18 protein-coding genes are annotated in these 17,669 nt (G+C 63.5%); 12 read left to right on the forward strand and 6 right to left on the reverse strand.

Going from position 1 to position 17,669, the window contains the following annotated elements:
- Positions 1–264 precede the first annotated feature (264 nt).
- The 3 genes from D4754_RS01700 to ade form a co-directional block, all read right to left on the reverse strand.
- Positions 265–552, reverse strand: coding sequence for an HU family DNA-binding protein (locus D4754_RS01700; RefSeq protein WP_121061004.1), 288 nt, complete (start codon positions 550–552; stop codon positions 265–267).
- 201 nt (positions 553–753) lie between these two features.
- Positions 754–2,214 (reverse strand): AMP nucleosidase, encoded by a 1,461-nt coding sequence (locus tag D4754_RS01705; protein WP_121061006.1) that lies wholly within the window; start codon positions 2,212–2,214, stop codon positions 754–756.
- A gap of 1 nt (position 2,215) precedes the next feature.
- Complete coding sequence (gene ade, locus D4754_RS01710) at positions 2,216–4,018, reverse strand: adenine deaminase (protein WP_121061008.1); 1,803 nt, start codon at positions 4,016–4,018, stop codon at positions 2,216–2,218.
- Positions 4,019–4,104: 86 nt separating this feature from the next.
- Between ade and arsC the strand changes: the two genes are divergently transcribed.
- Genes arsC through D4754_RS01725 form a run of 3 tightly spaced genes read left to right on the forward strand, consistent with a single transcriptional unit; the run spans position 4,105 to position 5,351 of the window.
- Positions 4,105–4,530 (forward strand): arsenate reductase (glutaredoxin), encoded by a 426-nt coding sequence (gene arsC, locus D4754_RS01715; RefSeq protein WP_121061010.1) that lies wholly within the window; start codon positions 4,105–4,107, stop codon positions 4,528–4,530.
- 1 nt (position 4,531) lies between these two features.
- Positions 4,532–4,930 carry a DUF2306 domain-containing protein gene (locus D4754_RS01720; protein ID WP_121061012.1) on the forward strand — a complete coding sequence of 133 codons (399 nt, stop codon included), beginning with the start codon at positions 4,532–4,534 and terminating at the stop codon, positions 4,928–4,930.
- Between the two features lies 1 nt (position 4,931).
- Positions 4,932–5,351 carry a VOC family protein gene (locus D4754_RS01725; protein WP_121061014.1) on the forward strand — a complete coding sequence of 140 codons (420 nt, stop codon included), beginning with the start codon at positions 4,932–4,934 and terminating at the stop codon, positions 5,349–5,351.
- Positions 5,352–5,444: 93 nt separating this feature from the next.
- On the opposite strand, the gene D4754_RS01730 is transcribed toward D4754_RS01725, so the two are convergent.
- The 3 genes from D4754_RS01730 to D4754_RS01740 are packed head-to-tail and all read right to left on the reverse strand — an operon-like array spanning position 5,445 to position 8,219.
- Positions 5,445–6,656 (reverse strand): MFS transporter, encoded by a 1,212-nt coding sequence (locus D4754_RS01730; RefSeq protein WP_121061016.1) that lies wholly within the window; start codon positions 6,654–6,656, stop codon positions 5,445–5,447.
- Between the two features lie 58 nt (positions 6,657–6,714).
- Positions 6,715–7,401 carry an SDR family NAD(P)-dependent oxidoreductase gene (locus tag D4754_RS01735; protein WP_121061018.1) on the reverse strand — a complete coding sequence of 229 codons (687 nt, stop codon included), beginning with the start codon at positions 7,399–7,401 and terminating at the stop codon, positions 6,715–6,717.
- On the reverse strand, positions 7,398–8,219 hold the full coding sequence (locus tag D4754_RS01740; RefSeq protein ID WP_121061020.1) for an ABC transporter permease: 822 nt from the start codon (positions 8,217–8,219) through the stop codon (positions 7,398–7,400). The genes D4754_RS01735 and D4754_RS01740 overlap by 4 nt, the downstream gene beginning before the upstream one ends.
- A gap of 224 nt (positions 8,220–8,443) precedes the next feature.
- Between D4754_RS01740 and cysQ the strand changes: the two genes are divergently transcribed.
- From cysQ to arfB, 9 genes are all read left to right on the forward strand, one after another.
- Positions 8,444–9,214: a 3'(2'),5'-bisphosphate nucleotidase CysQ gene (gene cysQ / locus D4754_RS01745; RefSeq protein ID WP_121061573.1), complete on the forward strand. Its 771-nt coding sequence runs from the start codon at positions 8,444–8,446 to the stop codon at positions 9,212–9,214.
- A 95-nt stretch (positions 9,215–9,309) separates the two neighbouring features.
- A complete protein-coding gene (locus tag D4754_RS23820) occupies positions 9,310–9,501 on the forward strand; it encodes a hypothetical protein (RefSeq protein ID WP_163025742.1) in 192 nt (63 codons plus the stop codon).
- Positions 9,502–9,548: 47 nt separating this feature from the next.
- Positions 9,549–10,442: a UTP--glucose-1-phosphate uridylyltransferase GalU gene (gene galU / locus D4754_RS01750; RefSeq protein ID WP_121061022.1), complete on the forward strand. Its 894-nt coding sequence runs from the start codon at positions 9,549–9,551 to the stop codon at positions 10,440–10,442.
- Between the two features lie 57 nt (positions 10,443–10,499).
- Positions 10,500–11,483: a UDP-glucose 4-epimerase GalE gene (gene galE / locus D4754_RS01755; protein ID WP_121061024.1), complete on the forward strand. Its 984-nt coding sequence runs from the start codon at positions 10,500–10,502 to the stop codon at positions 11,481–11,483.
- A 193-nt stretch (positions 11,484–11,676) separates the two neighbouring features.
- Positions 11,677–12,609, forward strand: a complete 933-nt coding sequence (locus D4754_RS01760) for a glycosyltransferase family 2 protein (protein WP_121061025.1) — start codon at positions 11,677–11,679, stop codon at positions 12,607–12,609.
- A 202-nt stretch (positions 12,610–12,811) separates the two neighbouring features.
- Positions 12,812–13,798, forward strand: a complete 987-nt coding sequence (locus D4754_RS01765; RefSeq protein WP_121061574.1) for a glycosyltransferase family 2 protein — start codon at positions 12,812–12,814, stop codon at positions 13,796–13,798.
- Entirely contained in the window at positions 13,795–15,492 is a 1,698-nt protein-coding gene (locus D4754_RS01770; protein WP_121061027.1) for a DUF5927 domain-containing protein, read from the forward strand. The genes D4754_RS01765 and D4754_RS01770 overlap by 4 nt, the downstream gene beginning before the upstream one ends.
- Before the next feature lie 3 nt (positions 15,493–15,495).
- Positions 15,496–16,944, forward strand: coding sequence for a nodulation protein NodH (locus tag D4754_RS01775; RefSeq protein WP_121061029.1), 1,449 nt, complete (start codon positions 15,496–15,498; stop codon positions 16,942–16,944).
- Between the two features lie 261 nt (positions 16,945–17,205).
- Positions 17,206–17,625 carry an alternative ribosome rescue aminoacyl-tRNA hydrolase ArfB gene (gene arfB, locus D4754_RS01780; RefSeq protein WP_121061031.1) on the forward strand — a complete coding sequence of 140 codons (420 nt, stop codon included), beginning with the start codon at positions 17,206–17,208 and terminating at the stop codon, positions 17,623–17,625.
- Positions 17,626–17,669: the final 44 nt, after the last annotated feature.

A 17,669-nucleotide genomic window follows, 5' to 3' on the forward strand; every position in this document is an offset into this window, starting at 1 on the left:
GACCAAACTCCAGACGTTCAGATTGGGGCTCATGGACCGCGTACACCCGACAGATAGATTGGATGAGGCCAGAAACCATGCGCCGTGTGCGGCGTCAATCGCCGGGCACGGCCCGGGCGGTCACATGCGCGCGAAGCTGCCGCAGGCGCGCGGGGAATGCTCGGGAAATGGCCGGTTCCCCGCTGGGACGGGGGCTTGAAACAGGGGCCGGACATGACAAGGGCCGCACAGGGCGGCCCTTCGAATAGATACTGTAGGGGCAGATCAGCCGTTCACGCTGTCTTTCAGCGCCTTGGCGATGGTCATCTTCACGACCTTGTCCGCTTCCTTGATCAGCTTGTCGCCGGTCGCGGGGTTGCGGACTTCGCGCTGGGGACGTTCGCGGCAGTAGATCTTGCCGACACCGGGCAGCGTCACGGCGCCACCGGCCGAAACTTCGCGGGTGATCACGTTGCACACGGCTTCGAGTGCTGCAGTGGCCGACTTCTTGTCGGTGCCCATATCCTCGGCCAGCGCGGCCACCAGCTGGGTCTTGGTCATTGGCTTTGCCATGTTCTCCGGTCTCCTTAAACTGCCCGATCTTTTCGATCCATATTGGGCCTCATTCGGGGACTTTAGCCCAATATAGTAGGGGCCTACAACGTATTGTGTCCGCAAAACCGAAGGAAATATGGGTTTCTGGACGTTTTTGAATGATATTTTGCGTCGAACCGCCAGAGGGAAAGCCCGGATTGGGCGGGCCTTCGCCCAACATCACAGGAACGGCGTCTCGTCGAAGCTGCGCAATTTGCGGCTGTGAAGCCGTTCCAGCGGCATTTCCCGCAGCTTTTCCATGGCCCGGATCCCGATCTTCAGGTGCCGCGCGACCTGCGTCGTGTAGAAATCGGACGCCATGCCGGGCAGCTTCAATTCGCCATGCAGCGGCTTGTCGGACACGCACAGCAACGTGCCGTAGGGCACCCGGAACCGGTAGCCGTTGGCAGCGATCGTGGCGCTTTCCATGTCGAGCCCGATGGCCCGGCTCTGGCTCAGCCGCTGGACGGGGCCGGATTTTTCCCGAAGCTCCCAGTTGCGGTTGTCGACAGAGGCCACCGTCCCCGTCCGCATCACGCGCTTCAGCTCGTAGCCTTCCAGCTGGGTTTCCTCGGCCACCGCGGCTTCCAGCGACCGCTGGACTTCGGCAAGGGGCGGGATCGGGACCCAGACGGGCAGGTCGTCGTCCAGCACCCTGTCTTCGCGCAGGTAGGCATGGGCCAGGACGAAATCGCCCAGGGCCTGCGTGTTCCGAAGGCCCGCGCAATGGCCGACCATCAGCCATGCGTGCGGGCGCAGCACGGCGATATGATCGGTTGCCGTTTTCGCGTTCGACGGTCCGACGCCGATATTCACCAGCGTGATGCCGCCCATGTCGCCGCGCTTCAGGTGATAGGTGGGCATCTGCGGCAGCTTGGCGGGTGTGTCCAGCACGCCGTCGGGGGCCGTGATCTCGGCATTGTTGGTCGACACGAAGGACGTGTAGCCGCTGGACGGATCGGCCAGCATCGCGCGGGCGAAGGCTTCGAACTCGGACACGTAGAACTGGTAGTTCGTGAACAGCACGAAGTTCTGGAAATGCGCCGGGTCGGTGGCGGTGTAATGCGCCAGCCGGGCCAGCGAATAATCGACCCGTTGCGCAGTAAAGAGTGAGAGTGGCCCGGTGCCCTTCAGCGATTCATAGGTGCCGTTGACGATATCGTCGTTCGTCGTCGTCAGGTCCGGCACGTCGAAGACATCGCGCAGGGTGAAGCCCGCGGCGCCCTGCTGCGGGACGGTGGTGTTCGTGGCCGCCACGGCAAAGTGGATCGGGATCGGCGTGGTCGACGTGCCGATCCGCACCGGCTGACCGTGATTGCGGATCAGAAGGCGCAGCTGCTCCGTCAGGTAGCGTTTGAAAAGGTCGGGCCGGGTGACCGTGGTCGAATGGGTGCCCGGTTCGGCGACAAGACCGAAGCTGAGGCGGCTGTCGACATGGGCATAGGTCTTCGTGGTGATGCTGATTTCTGGGTAGAACGCCCGGATCCGGGTTTCGGGCGCGCCGTCGCGCATGGCCTGCGCGAACCGGTCCGACAGGAAATCGGTGGCGGTGCTATAAAGCTCGATCAGCCGGTCGACGGCGGCTTCGGCATCGGTGAAAGTTTCAGGCTGGGGAACGTCGGGTATTTCTGTACGGGGCATGCTAGTCCTGTGGGACGAAGAGATCGATCTTCTCGAATGAGCGCACGTCGATCAGGCCCTTGTCCGATATCCGAAGTTCCGGGATGACGACAAGGGCGAGAAGCGAATGCTGCATGTACGCATTGTTCAGCGAACAGCCCGTGGCGACCATGGCCTCGCCCAAGGCTTGCGCCTTTGCGGCGACGTCCCGCGCAGGGCTGTCGGACATCAGGCCCGCGATGGGCAGCTCGACCAGCGCCTGTTCCGCGCCGTCCACATATAGCGTGACGCCGCCCCCAACCTCGGCCAGTCGGTTGGCGGCCAGGGCCATCTGGTCGCGATCCGTGCCGACGACGATCATGTGGTGGCTGTCATGCGCCACGGTGGACGCCATCGCCATCTTGCCGGTGTAGCCGAAGCCCGAGACGAAGGCGTTCGTCACCTCGCCGGTGCCTTTGTGCCGCTCTACCAGAGCGATCTGGGCCACGTCGCCTTGCGGGCCGACAAGCCCGTCGGAGACGTCCAGATCCATTTCCAACGCCTTCGTCGGGGCCTGGTTTTCCACCACGCCGATCACGTTGGCGCGGACGGAATTGGCGCCTTCGGGGGCCGTGATCTCGAAATCCTTGTTTGTTAGGTCATGACCCAGATGGACCGTCTGGCGGGCGGTGTCTGGCCAGTTGTAATGCGGGCAGTCGACGCGGATCTCTCCGTTCTCGGCCACGATCTGGCCGCGGGCGATGACCAGTTCGATGGGCAGGTCGGTCAGGTCCGAGGTCAGGATCACATCGGCCCGCCGGCCGGGGGTCAACGAGCCTATGTCGCGTTCCAGTCCGAAATGGGTGGCGGTGTTGATCGTGGCCATCTGCAGCGCGATCAGCGGATCGCACCCGCAGGCGATGGCGTGGCGCACGACGCGGTTCATGTGGCCGTCGTTGATAAGCGTGCCGGAATGGCAGTCATCCGTGCACAGGATGAAGTTCCGGGGGTCCAGGCCCTTTTCCGTCACCGCCGTGATCTGGCTTTCGACGTCGTACCAGGCCGAGCCCAGCCGCATCATCGACCGCATCCCCTGCCGCACGCGGGCAATCGCGTCGGCCTCCTTCGTGCCTTCGTGATCGTCGGCCGGCCCGCCCGCGACATAGGCCGCGAAATCCGGGCCCAGATCGGGGGAGGCATAGTGCCCGCCCACCGTCTTGCCCGCGCGCTGGGTGGCGGCGATTTCGGCCAGCATCTTGGGGTCGGCATGGGCCACGCCGGGGAAGTTCATCATCTCCCCCAGCCCGATGATACCGGGCCATGTCATCGCCTGGGCCACGTCATCTGCCGTGATCTCGTAGCCCGTGGTTTCCAGACCTGGAGCCGATGGCGCGCAGGAGGGCATCTGCGTGAAGATGTTGACGGGCTGAAGCAGCGCTTCGTCATGCATCATGCGGACGCCCTCCAGCCCCAGCACGTTCGCGATCTCGTGCGGGTCGGTGAACATCGACGTGGTGCCATGGGGGATCACGGCGCGGGCGAATTCGGCGGGGGTCAGCATGCCGGATTCGATATGCATGTGCGCGTCGCACAGGCCGGGGATCATGTAACGGCCCTGCGCCTCGATCACCTGCGTGTCGGGGCCGATGCGGTCGCTGGCGTCGGGAACGACGCAGGCGATGCGGCCCCGGGCGATGGCGATGTCGTAGCCGTCCAGCACCTCGCGCGAATGGACGTTCACCCATTTGCCGCCGCGGATCACGGTGTCGGCCGGAGCGCGGGCGGCGGCGACCTCGATCAGCGCGGGTGCGACATCGGGCCAGGCGGGAAACGGGATCGGAGCCATGTCGGGGCCTATCCTTCCATCAAAGAGTGGGACTAGGGTGAAACCGTTCCTAACACATACCAGCTGAATGCGGGCTAGCACGCGCCATGACAATCGTCATTCACCACAATCCCGACTGCTGCACTTCGCGCAACGCACTTAGATTGATTCGGGACGCAGGATACAACCCTGTGGTTGTCCCATACCTTGAAACCGGCTGGACCCGGCCGCAATTGCAGGCCCTGTTCGCCGCGGCAGGGCTGACACCGCGGCAGGCTTTGCGGGAACGGCGGTCCCCGGCGGCGGAGCTGGGGTTGCTGAAACCGGACGTGTCGGACGAGGCCCTGCTGGACGCGATGATCCAGCATCCGATCCTTGTGGAACGCCCGATCGTGGCCTGTTCGCGCGGCGTGAAGCTGTGCCGGCCGTCCGGCGCCGTGCTGGATCTGCTGGAGCAGTGGCCCGCGGGGCCATGGGCCAAGGAGGACGGCCAGATCGTCATCGACGGTGATGGCAACAGGGTCGGGGACTGAGATGACATTTTCGCCGCTCTGGTCGGCGCTGCCGCCGATCCCGCTCCATGCCGTTGCGGCGATGACGGCCTTCGTGCTGGGATGCGTTCAGATGGCCTTGCGGAAGGGCACCGCGCTGCATGTCTGGCTGGGCCGGATCTGGGTCGCGCTGATGGCCGTGGTCGCCGGGTCGAGCTTCTTCATTCATGACTTGCGGCTATGGGGACCGTTCAGCCCGCTGCATCTTCTTTCGGTGATCACGCTGGCCGGGCTGGGCTATGCTGTCGTCATGGCCCGGCGCGGGGAAATCGAACGGCACCGGCGCACGATGCAGTACCTGTTCTGCCTGGCGCTCGTCCTGACGGGGGCGTTCACCCTGCTGCCGGGCCGGGTGATGCACCAGGTGATCTTCGGGAGCTGACATGGACTTTGAAACGGTCGAGGCGGACGTGTTCGGACGGTCCCTGACGGGGATCGGGCTGAACCTGCTGGTGCGCGACGTGCTGGCGGAATGCGCGTTCCTTTCGGAGGTGTTCGGGATGGAGGTGCTGCGCTCCTCTGCCGATTTCGCGATCCTGCGATACGCGGGGCAGCTGATGCAGCTGCATTCCGACGGGACCTATCATTCCAACCCGTTGCTGGGCCTGCTGCCCGAGACGCCGCCGCGCGGGGCGGGGATCGAGATCCGGCTCTACGAGACCGATCCGGACGAGGCGGCTGCGAAGGCAGGTGCCGCGGGCGGGACGGTGTTGCAGGTGCCGACCGACAAACCGCATGGGCTGAGAGAGACCTATATCCTGTGTGAAAACGGCTACGCCTGGGTGGCGAGCCGGGCGCTGTAGGGGGTTTGCGCCGCGGGGTCCGTGTCGCCCGGTGCGGGGGGCTGCCGCCCCCCGCACCCCCCGCCCGGGGGAACACGTTCCCCCGGACCCCCGTTAGGCGGGCACCGCTTGCGGAGGGCGGGAGCGCAGGATCAGGAAGAGCATGATGGCGATGTTGAGGCCGTTCCAGGCCACCCCGTTGATAAAGGCCAACCGGTAGCTGCCGGTCAGGTCGTAAATCACGCCGGCCATCCAGCCGCCAAGCGCCATGCCGAGGATAGTGAGCATCAGCACGAAACCCACGCGTGCCCCGGCTTCCCGTGGCGGCATGTATTCCCTGACGACCACGGCGTAGGACGGCACGATCCCGCCCTGGCTGAGCCCGAAGACGGTACTGATGACATAGAGCGGCACCAGCCCGTCCCATGGCAGGAACAGCGCCAGCGCGATGCATTGCAGCACCGATCCGATCAGAAGCGTCGCCACACCGCCCAGCCTGTCGGCGATGAAGCCTGATGCCACCCGGCTGATCACGCCGCCGGCCAGCATGAGCGTCAGCATCTCGGCCCCCGTTGCGGGGCCATAGCCCAGGCCGATGCAGTAGGCGACGATATGAACCTGCGGCATCGACATCGCCACGCAGCAGCCGATCCCGGCCAATCCCAGCATCCACGCCAGCACCCGTGGGGACATGCCTGTGCTGCGCCGGTTGATGGCGGATTGCGCCTCGGCCGCGCCATGGGCGTCGAGCGGGAGCTTGCGGCGGAAGAGAAGTGACAGCGGCAGGATGGTGGAAACGGTCAGGACCGCGAAGACGAAGTAGACGGTGCGCCAGTCGTAATCTGCGAGCAGCGCCGAGGCGAACATCGAGGCCAGCACGCCCGAGACATAGTTCGACGATGCGGCGAGCCCCACGGCGATGCCGCGGCGGCGCAGGAACCAATGCGAGATGTCGGCGATCAGCGGCCCGAAGCCGACGGCGGTGCCAAGCCCCAGAAGAAGGTGACACGCGGACAGCACCCAGATCGACGGCGCGATGGCCGACAGCGCGTAACCTGCGGAAATGCACAGCCCCGCGCCGACCAGCGCCCTCGGGGCGCCGAACCTGTCGATCACGCGGCCGATCAGCAGGTTGCCGACGGCGAAGCCGATCATCGTCAGGATATAGGGCATCGACGCTGCGGCCCGGGTGGCGCCGAAATCGGTCTCGACCGACGGCATGATCACGACGATCACCCACATCCCGCAATTGGCCATCACCCCCGTCAGGATGGTGAAGCCGAGCCGGATCCAGGAGTAGGTACTGTCGTGCACGTCGCTTGTCATGGGCGCACGCTAGGCTTGGTGCGTCCCGATGCAAGCGAAAGCGGCCCGCGCCGCGACGTCAGAAAGGTTCGGTCCAGGGGCGAAGCTCGATCTCCCACGTCCAGGCGGAGCGTGGCTGGTCGAGCAGCGCCAGATAGCTGTCGGCGATCGCGCCGGGATCGAGGCGGCTTTCATCCTCGTTCGGGGTGTCCGCCTTGGCGATGCCGCCGTCGATCACGAAATGGGCCACGTGGATGCCCTTTGGCTGCAGCTCGCGCGCAAGGGCCTGGGCCAGTCCACGCAGGCCGAACTTGCCCATCGCGAAGACGGTGGAATTGGCGAAGCCCTTCACGCCGGCGGAAGCCCCGGTGAAGAAGATGTTGCCCTTGCCCCGCGGCACCATGCGCTGGGCGGCGAAATGGGCCATCAGGAAGGCACCGTAGCTGGTGACCATCATGGCCTTCTCGGCGGCCTCGGCATCCAGCGTTTCGATCGGGCCGCGCACCCGGGCCGACGGGTTGTAGATGGCAAGCTCCAGCGGCAGGCCGACCGCGTCGACCTCGGCAAAGAGGCGGGCCGTGTCCGTCCTGTCGCCGGCATCGCAGGCGATTGTGGTGGCGCCGGTTTCGGCGGCCAGATCGGCCAGGTCCGATGGATCGCGCGCGGCGAGGATCAGCCGGTAGTCGCGCGCCGCCAGCCGCCGCGCAAGGGCCGCCGACAGGCCCTGGCCTGCACCGACGATGAGGGCGGCGGGCGATCCGGTCATCGTCTGGCCCCCCAGCTCGCGGAGGCGTACTTACGGGTGTAGAATTCGCCGATGAACCCTAGTGCGATCAGCGTGAGACTGACCCAGAGCGCATATTCCCAGCTGGTGCGGTGCGGTGTGTAATTGATGAAGACGAAACCCCGCGCCTGGTCGATGCAGTGGAACAGCGGGTTCCAGATGAACAGCGGCAAAAGGTAGGATGGCAGGCTGTTGGCCGTGAACATCTTGCCCGAAAAGATCATGTTCGCCCGGGTGTACAGCGGTTGCGCGATTCCGACGAAGAACGGGAACCACGGCTTGATCGCCAGAAAGACCATGCCGACAGCAAACCCGTAGAACCCTGCCAGCAGCAGCATGGCAAATGCCGCAACCGGCCGGTAGATCGTGATCTCCTTGAACGCGGCATCGTAGATGAACAGGATGAGAGCCATCGCCAGAATCTGGGTATACAACGCGGAAAGAACCGACCCGAAGATCGCGATGGCTGTGTTCATCCTGGCATGCTGCATCATCGGGCTTGACGGCCCGTCCGAGCCGGTGACGGCACTCACGATCTTGATGTGCGTCATGTACACGAAGATTCCGGACATCAGGTACAGCAGGAAATCGCCACGGATCGCGCTACCGCGCAGACCCAGCACCGAGAACATCAGGTAGAAGACCACGACAAGCGTGAAGATCTGCAGCATCGCGATCGCGATGGCCACCACCGCGTACTGGTGCCCGGCCCGGACGTTCCGCACCGCATAGTGATAGATAAGCTCGAGCGTGATCAGCCCGTTCGACAGGGAGTTCGATGATCGGGAGTACTTGAACATTTCGTGTGCTCGATCCGGCCAGAGCCTGCCTAATTATTAAGCTTACCTGACTGTACCAGGTGCGTGGCTGTGTCGCTGTTCGGCATGACACGGAATTCTTGCCGTTGCGTTGAGCGCAAACCATAACCACACGCAATATTCATGGCAATGTTTGCAACTGCAGCATTTCAAAATGCGACGATCCCGAGGAGACGCCCGTGACCATTGAAACCCTGGTACCGCTGATGAGACGACTGGCCATTCTGGCCGGTCAGGAGATCATGAAGATCTACGAGGACGCGGATTTCGAGGTCAAGGTGAAGTCGGACGAAAGCCCGGTCACCGTCGCGGACGAAGCCGCGGATGCACTGATCTCGGCCGGCCTGACGGCCGCGTTCCCCGACATTCCGCTGATCACCGAAGAACAGGCCGCCACCCACGGGCTGAGCGCCTCGACCTTCCTGATCGTCGATCCGCTGGACGGCACGAAGGAGTTCATCAACCGCCGCGGCGATTTCACGGTGAACATCGCCTATGTCGAAGACGGCGTACCGACCCGTGGCGTGGTCTACGCCCCGGCAAAGGACCGGATGTTCTACACGATGCCTGACGGTCAGACCGTCGAGGAGACCGGCGATTTCGATCCCGAAACGCCGGGCCCGACCAAGCCGCTGAGCGTGACCGACCCCGACAATGGCGGGCTGATGGTCGTCGCGTCGAAATCGCACCGTGACCAGGCGACCGACGACTACATCGCCAAATATGCCGTAAAGGACATGACGAGCGCGGGATCTTCGCTGAAGTTCTGCCTCGTCGCGACCGGGGAAGCGGATCTCTACCCGCGGCTGGGCCGGACGATGGAATGGGATACGGCCGCTGGCCACGCCGTGCTGGCGGGCGCGGGTGGCAAGGTCGTGCGGTTCGATGACCACACGCCGCTGCAATACGGCAAGGATGGTTTCGCCAACCCGTTTTTCATCGCCTATGCGCCGGGGGTGGAACTGAAATCGCAGTAACGATGGAACCTTGGCCGTGTTAGTTTCGTTTTCGATTCAATATTGAATCTGCCGTGGCCGATTTGGAACTGAGTGGGTGACGCGGAAATATCAGCTTGGAAGCACTGTCCAAACTGCTTGCGCAAAAGGCCGACATAGGGCCGGATCGCGCGCGCGATGCGGTGATTTTTCCTTTTTGGTATGACGGCGAAAAATGGCTCGAAAACAAATTGCTACGTTTAGAAAACGGTTCCGATAACTTCTTTTCCCTGCTAACAAGCGCGCAGGGGAAAGCAGCTTGTCGATAACGGTCCGGATGGCATGTCCGGCGGCCCACCAGTTGTAAGGAGCACTCATGCGCAGGAAAGTTACGAAGGCGATCTTCCCGGTTGCAGGTATGGGGACGCGGTTTCTGCCCGCGACCAAGTCGGTCCCCAAAGAGATCATGACCCTCGTTGATCGTCCGTTGGTCCAGTACGCCATCGACGAAGCCCGCGCGGCCGGGATCAAGGAGTTCATCTTTGTCACCTCGCGCGGGAAGAACGCGCTCGAGGATTACTTCGATCACTCCCCGATGCTGGAACAGGAACTGCGCCGGAAGGGCAAGGACGACCTTCTGGAGATCCTGAAGCAGACGAACATGGAAAGCGGCGCCATCGCCTATATCCGGCAGCACAAGGCGCTGGGCCTTGGGCATGCCGTGTGGTGCGCCCGTCGCCTGATCGCGAACGAACCCTTTGCCGTGATCCTGCCCGATGACGTGATCGCGGCCGAAAAGCCCTGCCTTCAGCAGATGGTCGAAGCCTACGAGGAAACCGGTGGCAACATGGTTGCCGCGATGGAAGTGCCCCCGGACATGGCATCGTCCTACGGCATCCTGGACGTGTCGGAAGACATGGGATCGCTTGCCAAGGTCAAGGGCATGGTGGAAAAGCCCAAGAAGGGCGAAGCGCCGTCGAACCTGGCTGTCATCGGCCGTTACATCCTTACGCCGTCGGTCCTGAAGACGCTGAATACCATGAAATCGGGCGCCGGCGGTGAAATACAGCTGACCGATGCGATCGCCGCCGAGATCGACACCGAATCGGGTGTCTACGGCATGCGCTTCCGTGGGCAGCGGTTCGATTGCGGCTCGAAAGCGGGCTTCCTGCAAGCCACCGTCGCCTTTGCCATGGCGCGCGACGATCTGCGCGACGAACTGGAAGGTTTCCTGAAGGAAATCATCCAGGTCGACCGGGCAGCGCAGTAAGCATTTTCGGGGGGCGCTGCGGTCCATTCCGGCCGTGGCGCAAAAGGACGGATTTCAATGGTTAATGTACTTGTTACCGGCGGTGCCGGCTACATCGGCTCGCACGCGTGCAAGGCGCTGAAGGAAGCCGGGTATACCCCTGTCACCTACGACAATTTCGTCACTGGCTGGCGCGATGCCGTCAAGTTCGGTCCGATGGAAGAGGGCGACCTGCACGACCGCGCGCGCCTTGACGAGGTGTTCGCCAAGTACCAGCCGGCTGCCGTCATGCACTTCGCGGCGCTCAGCCAGGTCGGCGAAGCGATGAAGGAGCCGGGCAAGTACTGGCACAACAACGTCGCCGGATCGCTGAACCTGATCGAAGCCGCGGTCGCCGCCGGGTGCCTCGATTTCGTGTTCTCCTCCACCTGCGCAACCTATGGCGAACATGACAATGTGGTGCTGGACGAAGACACCCCGCAGGAACCGCTGAACGCCTACGGCGCCTCGAAACGCGCGATCGAGGACGTGCTGCGCGACTTCGAAGCGGCTTATGGCCTGCGCAGCGTGATCTTCCGGTATTTCAACGTGGCGGGTGCCGATCCCGAAGGCGAGGTGGGCGAATTCCACCGTCCGGAAACGCACCTGATCCCGCTGATGCTGGACGCCATCGACGGCAAGCGCGCCGCGCTGACGGTCTTCGGCACCGATTACGACACGCCCGATGGAACCTGCATCCGCGATTACGTCCATGTGTGTGATCTGGTCGATGCCCACGTGCTTGGCCTGAAATGGCTGAAGGACGGCAAGCCAAGCCGTATCTTCAACCTTGGCACCGGTACCGGCTATTCCGTGCGCGAGGTCATCGACCGCTCGCGCGAGGTCACGAACCGCGATGTGCCTTACGAGGTCGGCCCGCGCCGGGCAGGCGATTGTACCAAGCTTGTTTCGGGCTCGGTCCGCGCGGGCGACGAACTGGGCTGGTCGCCCGACAAGTCAGAACTGGCGACGATGATCCGCGACGCGTGGCGCTGGCACCAGAACGGCCACTACGACAAGTAACGTGCCGCCTTGCGCCGAATTCCCGCGGCGCAAGGACGGTTGCTGCTTCGAAGGCGAGCGGCAATGATGCGGAAACCTCGCATCTCGCCCGCAAACGGAGAGCAGACCCCTGGCGCGCCCCTTCCTGCAGAACTACCGGCTGAGGCTGAAGCGGCGTCGGCTTCTGGCGCGCGCGGTGCGCAAGCGCCGGCAGATGAAACCGGTCGTTGATCGCACGTCTGCAATCGAACCTGGCGCCATCCTCCTGTTTGCCTGCGTCCGGAACGAGGCCGTGCGCCTGCCCTACTTCCTGTCCCATTACCGCAAACTGGGCGTGGATCACTTCCTGATCGTCGATAACGGGTCCGACGACGGCACGGTTGAGCAACTGCGCGCGGCACCTGACGTTTCGCTCTGGCAGACGACGGCCAGCTACAAGAAAGCCCGGTTCGGGATCGACTGGCTGACATGGCTGATGCTGCGGCACGGGCACGATCACTGGTGCCTGACCGTGGATGCCGACGAATTGCTGATCTACCCGCATCACGACACCCGTCCGCTTCCCGCCCTGACCGACTGGCTGGACCGGTCGGGCGTGCCAAGTTTCGGCGCCATGATGCTGGACCTTTACCCGAAAGGCCGGTTGGGCGACGCACACTATGAACCCGGACAGAACCCGGTGGAGGTCATGCCGTGGTTCGACCGCGGCAACTACACGATCCGCCTTCAGCCCCGGCATGGCAACCTGTGGATCCAGGGTGGCGTGCGTGCCCGGGTGTTCTTCGACACGTCCCCGCGCCGCGCGCCGACGCTGAACAAGATCCCGCTGGTGAGGTGGAACAGGCGCTATTGCTACGTGACATCTACGCATTATGTCCTGCCCTATGCTCTGAACACGGTCTATGCCACGGACGGGGGAGAGGCGACCTCGGGCATCCTGCTGCATACCAAGTTCCTGGACACCATCGTAGAGAAGTCGAAAGAGGAGAAATCCCGTCGCGAGCATTTCGAGAACAGCGATCTGTACGAAACCTATTACGACCGTCTGATCGCCAACCCGACGCTGTGGTGCGCGCAATCCAGCCGGTTCGTCAGCTGGCGGCAGCTGGAGGGCATGGGGCTGATGTCACGGGGAGGATGGACATGACCGGACCGCAGCAGAGCCCGTCCGGAACCATGTTTACCGGGCATAATCACTTCGTTACTATGATAGGCAACGGATCCGGATCGACAGATTGCAGGATCACGCAGCCGAAACGGCGTTCAACTGAACCTTCGCGACCGACGTCGAATGGCCGGTTGCTTCAGGTGCAGGAGACCTGGACTTGGGAATAATACGCCGGCTTCGGCTGAGGGTGAAACGGCAGCGATACAAGGCCCGCGCCTTCCGGAAACGCAGGGAACTGCGTTGCGTTGCAGACCGCACGTCACAGATCGGTCGCGGCGACGTTCTTCTGTTCTGCACCGCACGGAACGAAGATGTCCGGCTGCCCTACTTCCTGAAGTATTACAGGAACCTCGGCGTCAATCATTTCCTGTTCGTCGACAACGACAGCACCGATGGAAGCCTGGATTACCTGTCGCAGCAGGAAGATGTCTCGATCTGGCACACGACGGCCAGCTACAAGCGCAGCCGCTTCGGGATGGACTGGATCAACCACCTGTTGTGGCGCTACGGGAACAACCACTGGACGCTTGTCGTCGATCCCGATGAGTTCTTCGTTTACCCGTTCTGCGATACGCGGCCTATCAATGCGCTGACGGATTGGCTCGATGCGTCGGGCGTCCGCAGTTTCAGCGCGATGCTTCTGGACATGTATCCCAAGGGGCCCATCGGTGACGTTCCTTACAAGCGTGGCGACAACCCGTTCGAAACCGCGCTCTGGTTCGACAGCGGCAACTACACGCTCCGCCGCAACCACGCTTACCACGAACTGTGGATCCAGGGGGGCCCCCGCGCGCGCGCCTTCTTTGCCGATCATCCCGAAAAGGCGCCAGCGCTGAACAAGATACCGCTGGTTAAATGGTCGCGCCGGAACGTCTACCTTAGCTCGACCCACGCGCTGCTGCCACGGGGGCTGAACCATGTCTACGAACAATGGGGCGGGGAAAAACCTTCCGGCGCTCTGCTGCATGCCAAGTTCCTGTCGACGTTCAACGACAAGGCGCGCGAGGAACTAAAGCGCCGTCAGCATTACGCCGCGTCGATGGAATACCGCGCCTATGTCCGGAAAGGGCCGGACAGCACCGATCTGTGGTGCCGCTGGTCCGAACGCTACATCAACTGGCGCCAACTCGAAATCCTGGGCCTCATGTCCAAGGGGAACTGGGCATGACCGTCGGGATCATCATGCTGGTCCACACCGATTTCGAGCGTGCCGAACAGGTTGCCCGGCACTGGACGAAAAGCGGTTGTCCCGTCGTGATCCATGTCGACCGGAAATCCCCCACGGCCGAGTACGACCGTTTCAGCATGGCGCTGAACGCCGATCCGCTGGTGCGGTTTTCCAAGCGGCATCGCTGCGAATGGGGCAAGTGGAGCATCGTGCAGGCGACCATTTCCGCCTGCGAGGTCATGCTGGCCGAATTCCCGCAGGCCGATCATGTCTTCCTGGCGTCGGGCTCCTGCATCCCGCTTCGCCCGGTCGAGGAGCTGGTCCAGTACCTCCACGATCGCCCCGACACCGATTTCATCGAAAGCGCCACGACGGCCGACGTGCCGTGGATCGTCGGCGGGCTTTCGGACGAAAGGTTCACGATGTTCTTCCCGTTCTCGTGGAAGCGGCAGCGGTACCTGTTCGACAAGTCCGTCGAGCTTCAGCGCAAGATCGGGATCCGGCGGCGCATTCCGCAGGGACTGGTCCCGCACATGGGCAGCCAGTGGTGGTGCCTGACGCGGCGCACGCTCGACGAGATCTTGTCCGATCCCAACCGCCGTCGGCACGTGGCCTATTTCCGCGAGGTCTGGATTCCGGACGAAAGCTATTTCCAGTCGCTGGCCCGGATTCATTCCCGAAAGGTCGAAAGCCGGTCGCTGACCCTGTCGAAGTTCGATTTCCAGGGCAAGCCGCACGTCTTCTACGACGATCACCTGCAGCTTCTGCGGCGGTCCGATTGTTTCGTTGCCCGCAAGATCTGGCCCCGGGCCACGCGCCTTTACCAGACGTTCCTGGGCTCGGGCGGGGTCGCGGCCGGTCGGTCCGAACCCAACCCCGGCAAGATCGACCGCATCTTCGCCCGCGCGGTGGACCGCCGGCTGCGGGGACGCGCCGGCTTGCAGATGCAAAGCCGGTTCCCGCGGCAGGGGTTTGAACACGGGATCACCGCGAAGCCCTATTCGATGTTCCAGGGCTTTACCGAGATCTTCGAGGATTTCGAGGACTGGCTGACCAGAACCACCGGCGCCCGCGTGCACGGCCATCTGTTCGCGCCGGACCGCGCGCATTTCGCCGACGGGCAGACGGTCATCAACGGCGCCTTGTCCGACAGCGCGACCTTACGCGATTACGACGCCTGCCAGTTCCTGACCAGCCTGATCTGGAACACCCGCGGCGAGCGGCAATGTTTCCAGTACGGCCCTGCCGACACGCAGGACATCAACTTCATGATGGTCCGCGATCCGAATGCGCAGATCTCGATCATCTCGGGGGCCTGGGCGGTGCCGCTCTTCCGCAGCGGATCGTCCTTCGCGCAGTTGCGGCAGACGGCGGCGCGGCTGCAGAAGATCGAAGCCCAGCAGCTTGAGATCATGCGCGCGTCCTGGGCCAACGCCCGCGTGCGGATCTGGTCGATGGCGGAATTCATCGAATCCCCCATGGAGCCACTGCAGACGATCACCGACGAATTCGGCCAGTCCGGACAGCGTCACCTGTCCGAAGCCCCGCGTCTGCGCGACCTGTCGGGCTTCGGCCAATTCCTTCAACATCTCAAGAACGAGGGTATGCACCCCTATCTGATGGGTGACTTCCCTGTCGAGCAATCAGACCACATGCAGGTTCCCCCCGTGCGTAAACCGTATCTCGTCCGCTGATCCATGGCGCAAGATTTCGACTATTTCGTCGTTCTGGCCGGCATGCGAACCGGATCGAACTTCCTCGAAGCGAACCTGAACGCCCTGGCCGGTGTGCATAGCTATGGCGAAGTGTTCAATCCGCATTTCATCGGTTACCCGAAATCCCGCGACGTGCTGGGCATCTCGCAATCCGCGCGCGATGCCGATCCCGAGGGCATGATTTCGACCATCCGCAACCAGCCGGGCGTTCTGGGGGGGATGCGGTTCTTCCACGATCACGACCCCCGCGCGTTCAGGATGATGCTGGCCGATCCGCGCTGCGCCAAGATCGTGCTGACGCGCAATCCGCTCGAAAGCTACGTCTCGTGGAAGATCGCGCAGTCGACCGGGCAATGGATCCTGACCGACATCACCCGCCGGCGCGAGGCCAAGGCCCTGTTCCGGATGCCTGAATTCGAAACCTTCCTCGAAGACCTGCAATGTTTTCAGGTCCGCATCATGAAGGGGCTTCAGCACGGCGGGCAGACGGCGTTCTATGTCGGCTACGAGGATCTGCAGGATCTCGACGCGATGAACGGTCTTGCGAAATGGCTGGGGATCGACGCGCGGCTGGACAGCCTTGACGACAAGCTGATCCCGCAGAACCCCGGCCCGGTGGCGTCCAAGGTCTCGAACCCGAAGGCGATGGCCGACGGGCTGGCGACGCTGGATTCCTTCAACCTGACGCGGACACCGAATTTCGAACCCCGCCGGGGCCCGTCGGTGATCCGCCACGTTGCCGGGGCCCGTGCGCCGGTGCTCTACATGCCCATCCGCGGCGGACCCGAGGCCGAGGTCGAGCGATGGCTCGCCGCGCTGGATTCCGTTTCGGTCGAGGCGCTGAAGCGCGGCATGAACCAGAAACAGATGCGCAGCTGGAAACAGGATCATCCGGGCCACCGCAGCTTCACGGTCGTGCGTCATCCGCTGGAACGCGCGCATCACGTGTTCTGCACGCGCGTCCTGTCGCGCGATCCGGGCAATTTTTCCGCGATCCGGGCGATGCTGGTGCGCGATCACGATGCGCCGATCCCCGAAAACCCGGATGATCCCGCCTATACCGAACGCGACCATCGCACCGCCTTCGCGGCCTATCTCGATTTCGTCGCCGCGAACCTGAACGGGCAGACCGCATTCCGCACCGATCCCGCCTGGGCCAGCCAGTGGGAGGCGCTGCGCGGGTTCGGGGATTTCGTGCTGCCGGACCATGTCTTCCGCGAGACCGAGATCGCGAATTTTCTGCCCCGGCTTGCAATGTCGCTGGGGATCGACGCGCCACCGGTCCCGGAACCGGCGCAGCCGGACGCGCCCTTTGCCCTGTCCCGGATCGCGGACACCGCGCTGGAAAATCGTGCCGCCGAAATATACCAGCGTGACTACTTCATGTTCGGTTTCGAGACGCATTTGCACCCACAGGGAACCGAGGGCTGAAAAATCGTTTTGCGATGACGCTAAGCCGTGCAAGTCTGGACCCACCTGAAACAGCAGAAAAGGAGGTGATCCAGTGTCGAGAAAGCATATGGAGCGAGGTGTTGGGACAAAGTGGGAGGTCGCCTGCTGAGGCAGCCCTTGGCGGCTCGCCCGCCCACTTGACCGGAGCGGTCTTACCGACCCGCCTCCTTGGACTTTCGAAGGGCCGTCCGTGTCGGACGGCCCTTTTTGATTGGTACGGCCTGGGTTAAACACCGTCCCATGTTGCGGATCACCGATGATATAGCCTTGCAGGACTGGGAGCTGACGGAACAGTTCGTCCGCGCCTCCGGCCCCGGCGGGCAGAACGTGAACAAGGTGTCCTCGGCCGTCGAGCTGCGGTTCGAGGCCGCGCGTTCCCCGTCGCTGCCCGGCCCCGTGAAGGCCCGGCTGAAGCGGATCGCCGGGCGCCGCTGGACGGATGCCGGGACGCTGGTCATCCAGTGCGATGAAACCCGCAGCCAGGCCCGCAACCGCGCCATCGCCCGCGATCGGCTGATCGAGATGATCGCCAAGGCCACCGTCGCCCCAAAGCGGCGGATCAGGACGAAGCCCACCAAGGGTTCGATCCGGCGCCGGCTTGAATCGAAAAAGGCGCGCGGCACGGTGAAGGCGCTCCGCGGCAAGGTCGACGACGAATGACCTTTCCCGATTGAGATCCCGGGGTCAGCCGCTAGTCTGCCCCG

Origin of the sequence: Chachezhania antarctica (assembly GCF_003646465.1) — a bacterium.
Taxonomy (GTDB): domain Bacteria; phylum Pseudomonadota; class Alphaproteobacteria; order Rhodobacterales; family Rhodobacteraceae; genus Chachezhania; species Chachezhania antarctica.

Excerpts from the sequence above, each read along its gene's own strand:
- D4754_RS01775 (WP_121061029.1), top strand. The coding sequence starts at position 15,496 with ATGGCGCAAGATTTCGACTATTTCGTCGTTCTGGCCGGCATGCGAACC.
- D4754_RS01700 (WP_121061004.1), bottom strand. The coding sequence starts at position 552 with ATGGCAAAGCCAATGACCAAGACCCAGCTGGTGGCCGCGCTGGCCGAG.
- ade (WP_121061008.1), bottom strand. The coding sequence starts at position 4,018 with ATGGCTCCGATCCCGTTTCCCGCCTGGCCCGATGTCGCACCCGCGCTG.
- D4754_RS01720 (WP_121061012.1), top strand. The coding sequence starts at position 4,532 with ATGACATTTTCGCCGCTCTGGTCGGCGCTGCCGCCGATCCCGCTCCAT.
- D4754_RS01740 (WP_121061020.1), bottom strand. The coding sequence starts at position 8,219 with ATGTTCAAGTACTCCCGATCATCGAACTCCCTGTCGAACGGGCTGATC.
- D4754_RS01730 (WP_121061016.1), bottom strand. The coding sequence starts at position 6,656 with ATGACAAGCGACGTGCACGACAGTACCTACTCCTGGATCCGGCTCGGC.
- D4754_RS01725 (WP_121061014.1), top strand. The coding sequence starts at position 4,932 with ATGGACTTTGAAACGGTCGAGGCGGACGTGTTCGGACGGTCCCTGACG.
- D4754_RS01735 (WP_121061018.1), bottom strand. The coding sequence starts at position 7,401 with ATGACCGGATCGCCCGCCGCCCTCATCGTCGGTGCAGGCCAGGGCCTG.
- D4754_RS01705 (WP_121061006.1), bottom strand. The coding sequence starts at position 2,214 with ATGCCCCGTACAGAAATACCCGACGTTCCCCAGCCTGAAACTTTCACC.
- galE (WP_121061024.1), top strand. The coding sequence starts at position 10,500 with ATGGTTAATGTACTTGTTACCGGCGGTGCCGGCTACATCGGCTCGCAC.
- galU (WP_121061022.1), top strand. The coding sequence starts at position 9,549 with ATGCGCAGGAAAGTTACGAAGGCGATCTTCCCGGTTGCAGGTATGGGG.
- arfB (WP_121061031.1), top strand. The coding sequence starts at position 17,206 with ATGTTGCGGATCACCGATGATATAGCCTTGCAGGACTGGGAGCTGACG.
- D4754_RS01770 (WP_121061027.1), top strand. The coding sequence starts at position 13,795 with ATGACCGTCGGGATCATCATGCTGGTCCACACCGATTTCGAGCGTGCC.
- arsC (WP_121061010.1), top strand. The coding sequence starts at position 4,105 with ATGACAATCGTCATTCACCACAATCCCGACTGCTGCACTTCGCGCAAC.
- cysQ (WP_121061573.1), top strand. The coding sequence starts at position 8,444 with ATGAGACGACTGGCCATTCTGGCCGGTCAGGAGATCATGAAGATCTAC.
- D4754_RS01760 (WP_121061025.1), top strand. The coding sequence starts at position 11,677 with ATGAAACCGGTCGTTGATCGCACGTCTGCAATCGAACCTGGCGCCATC.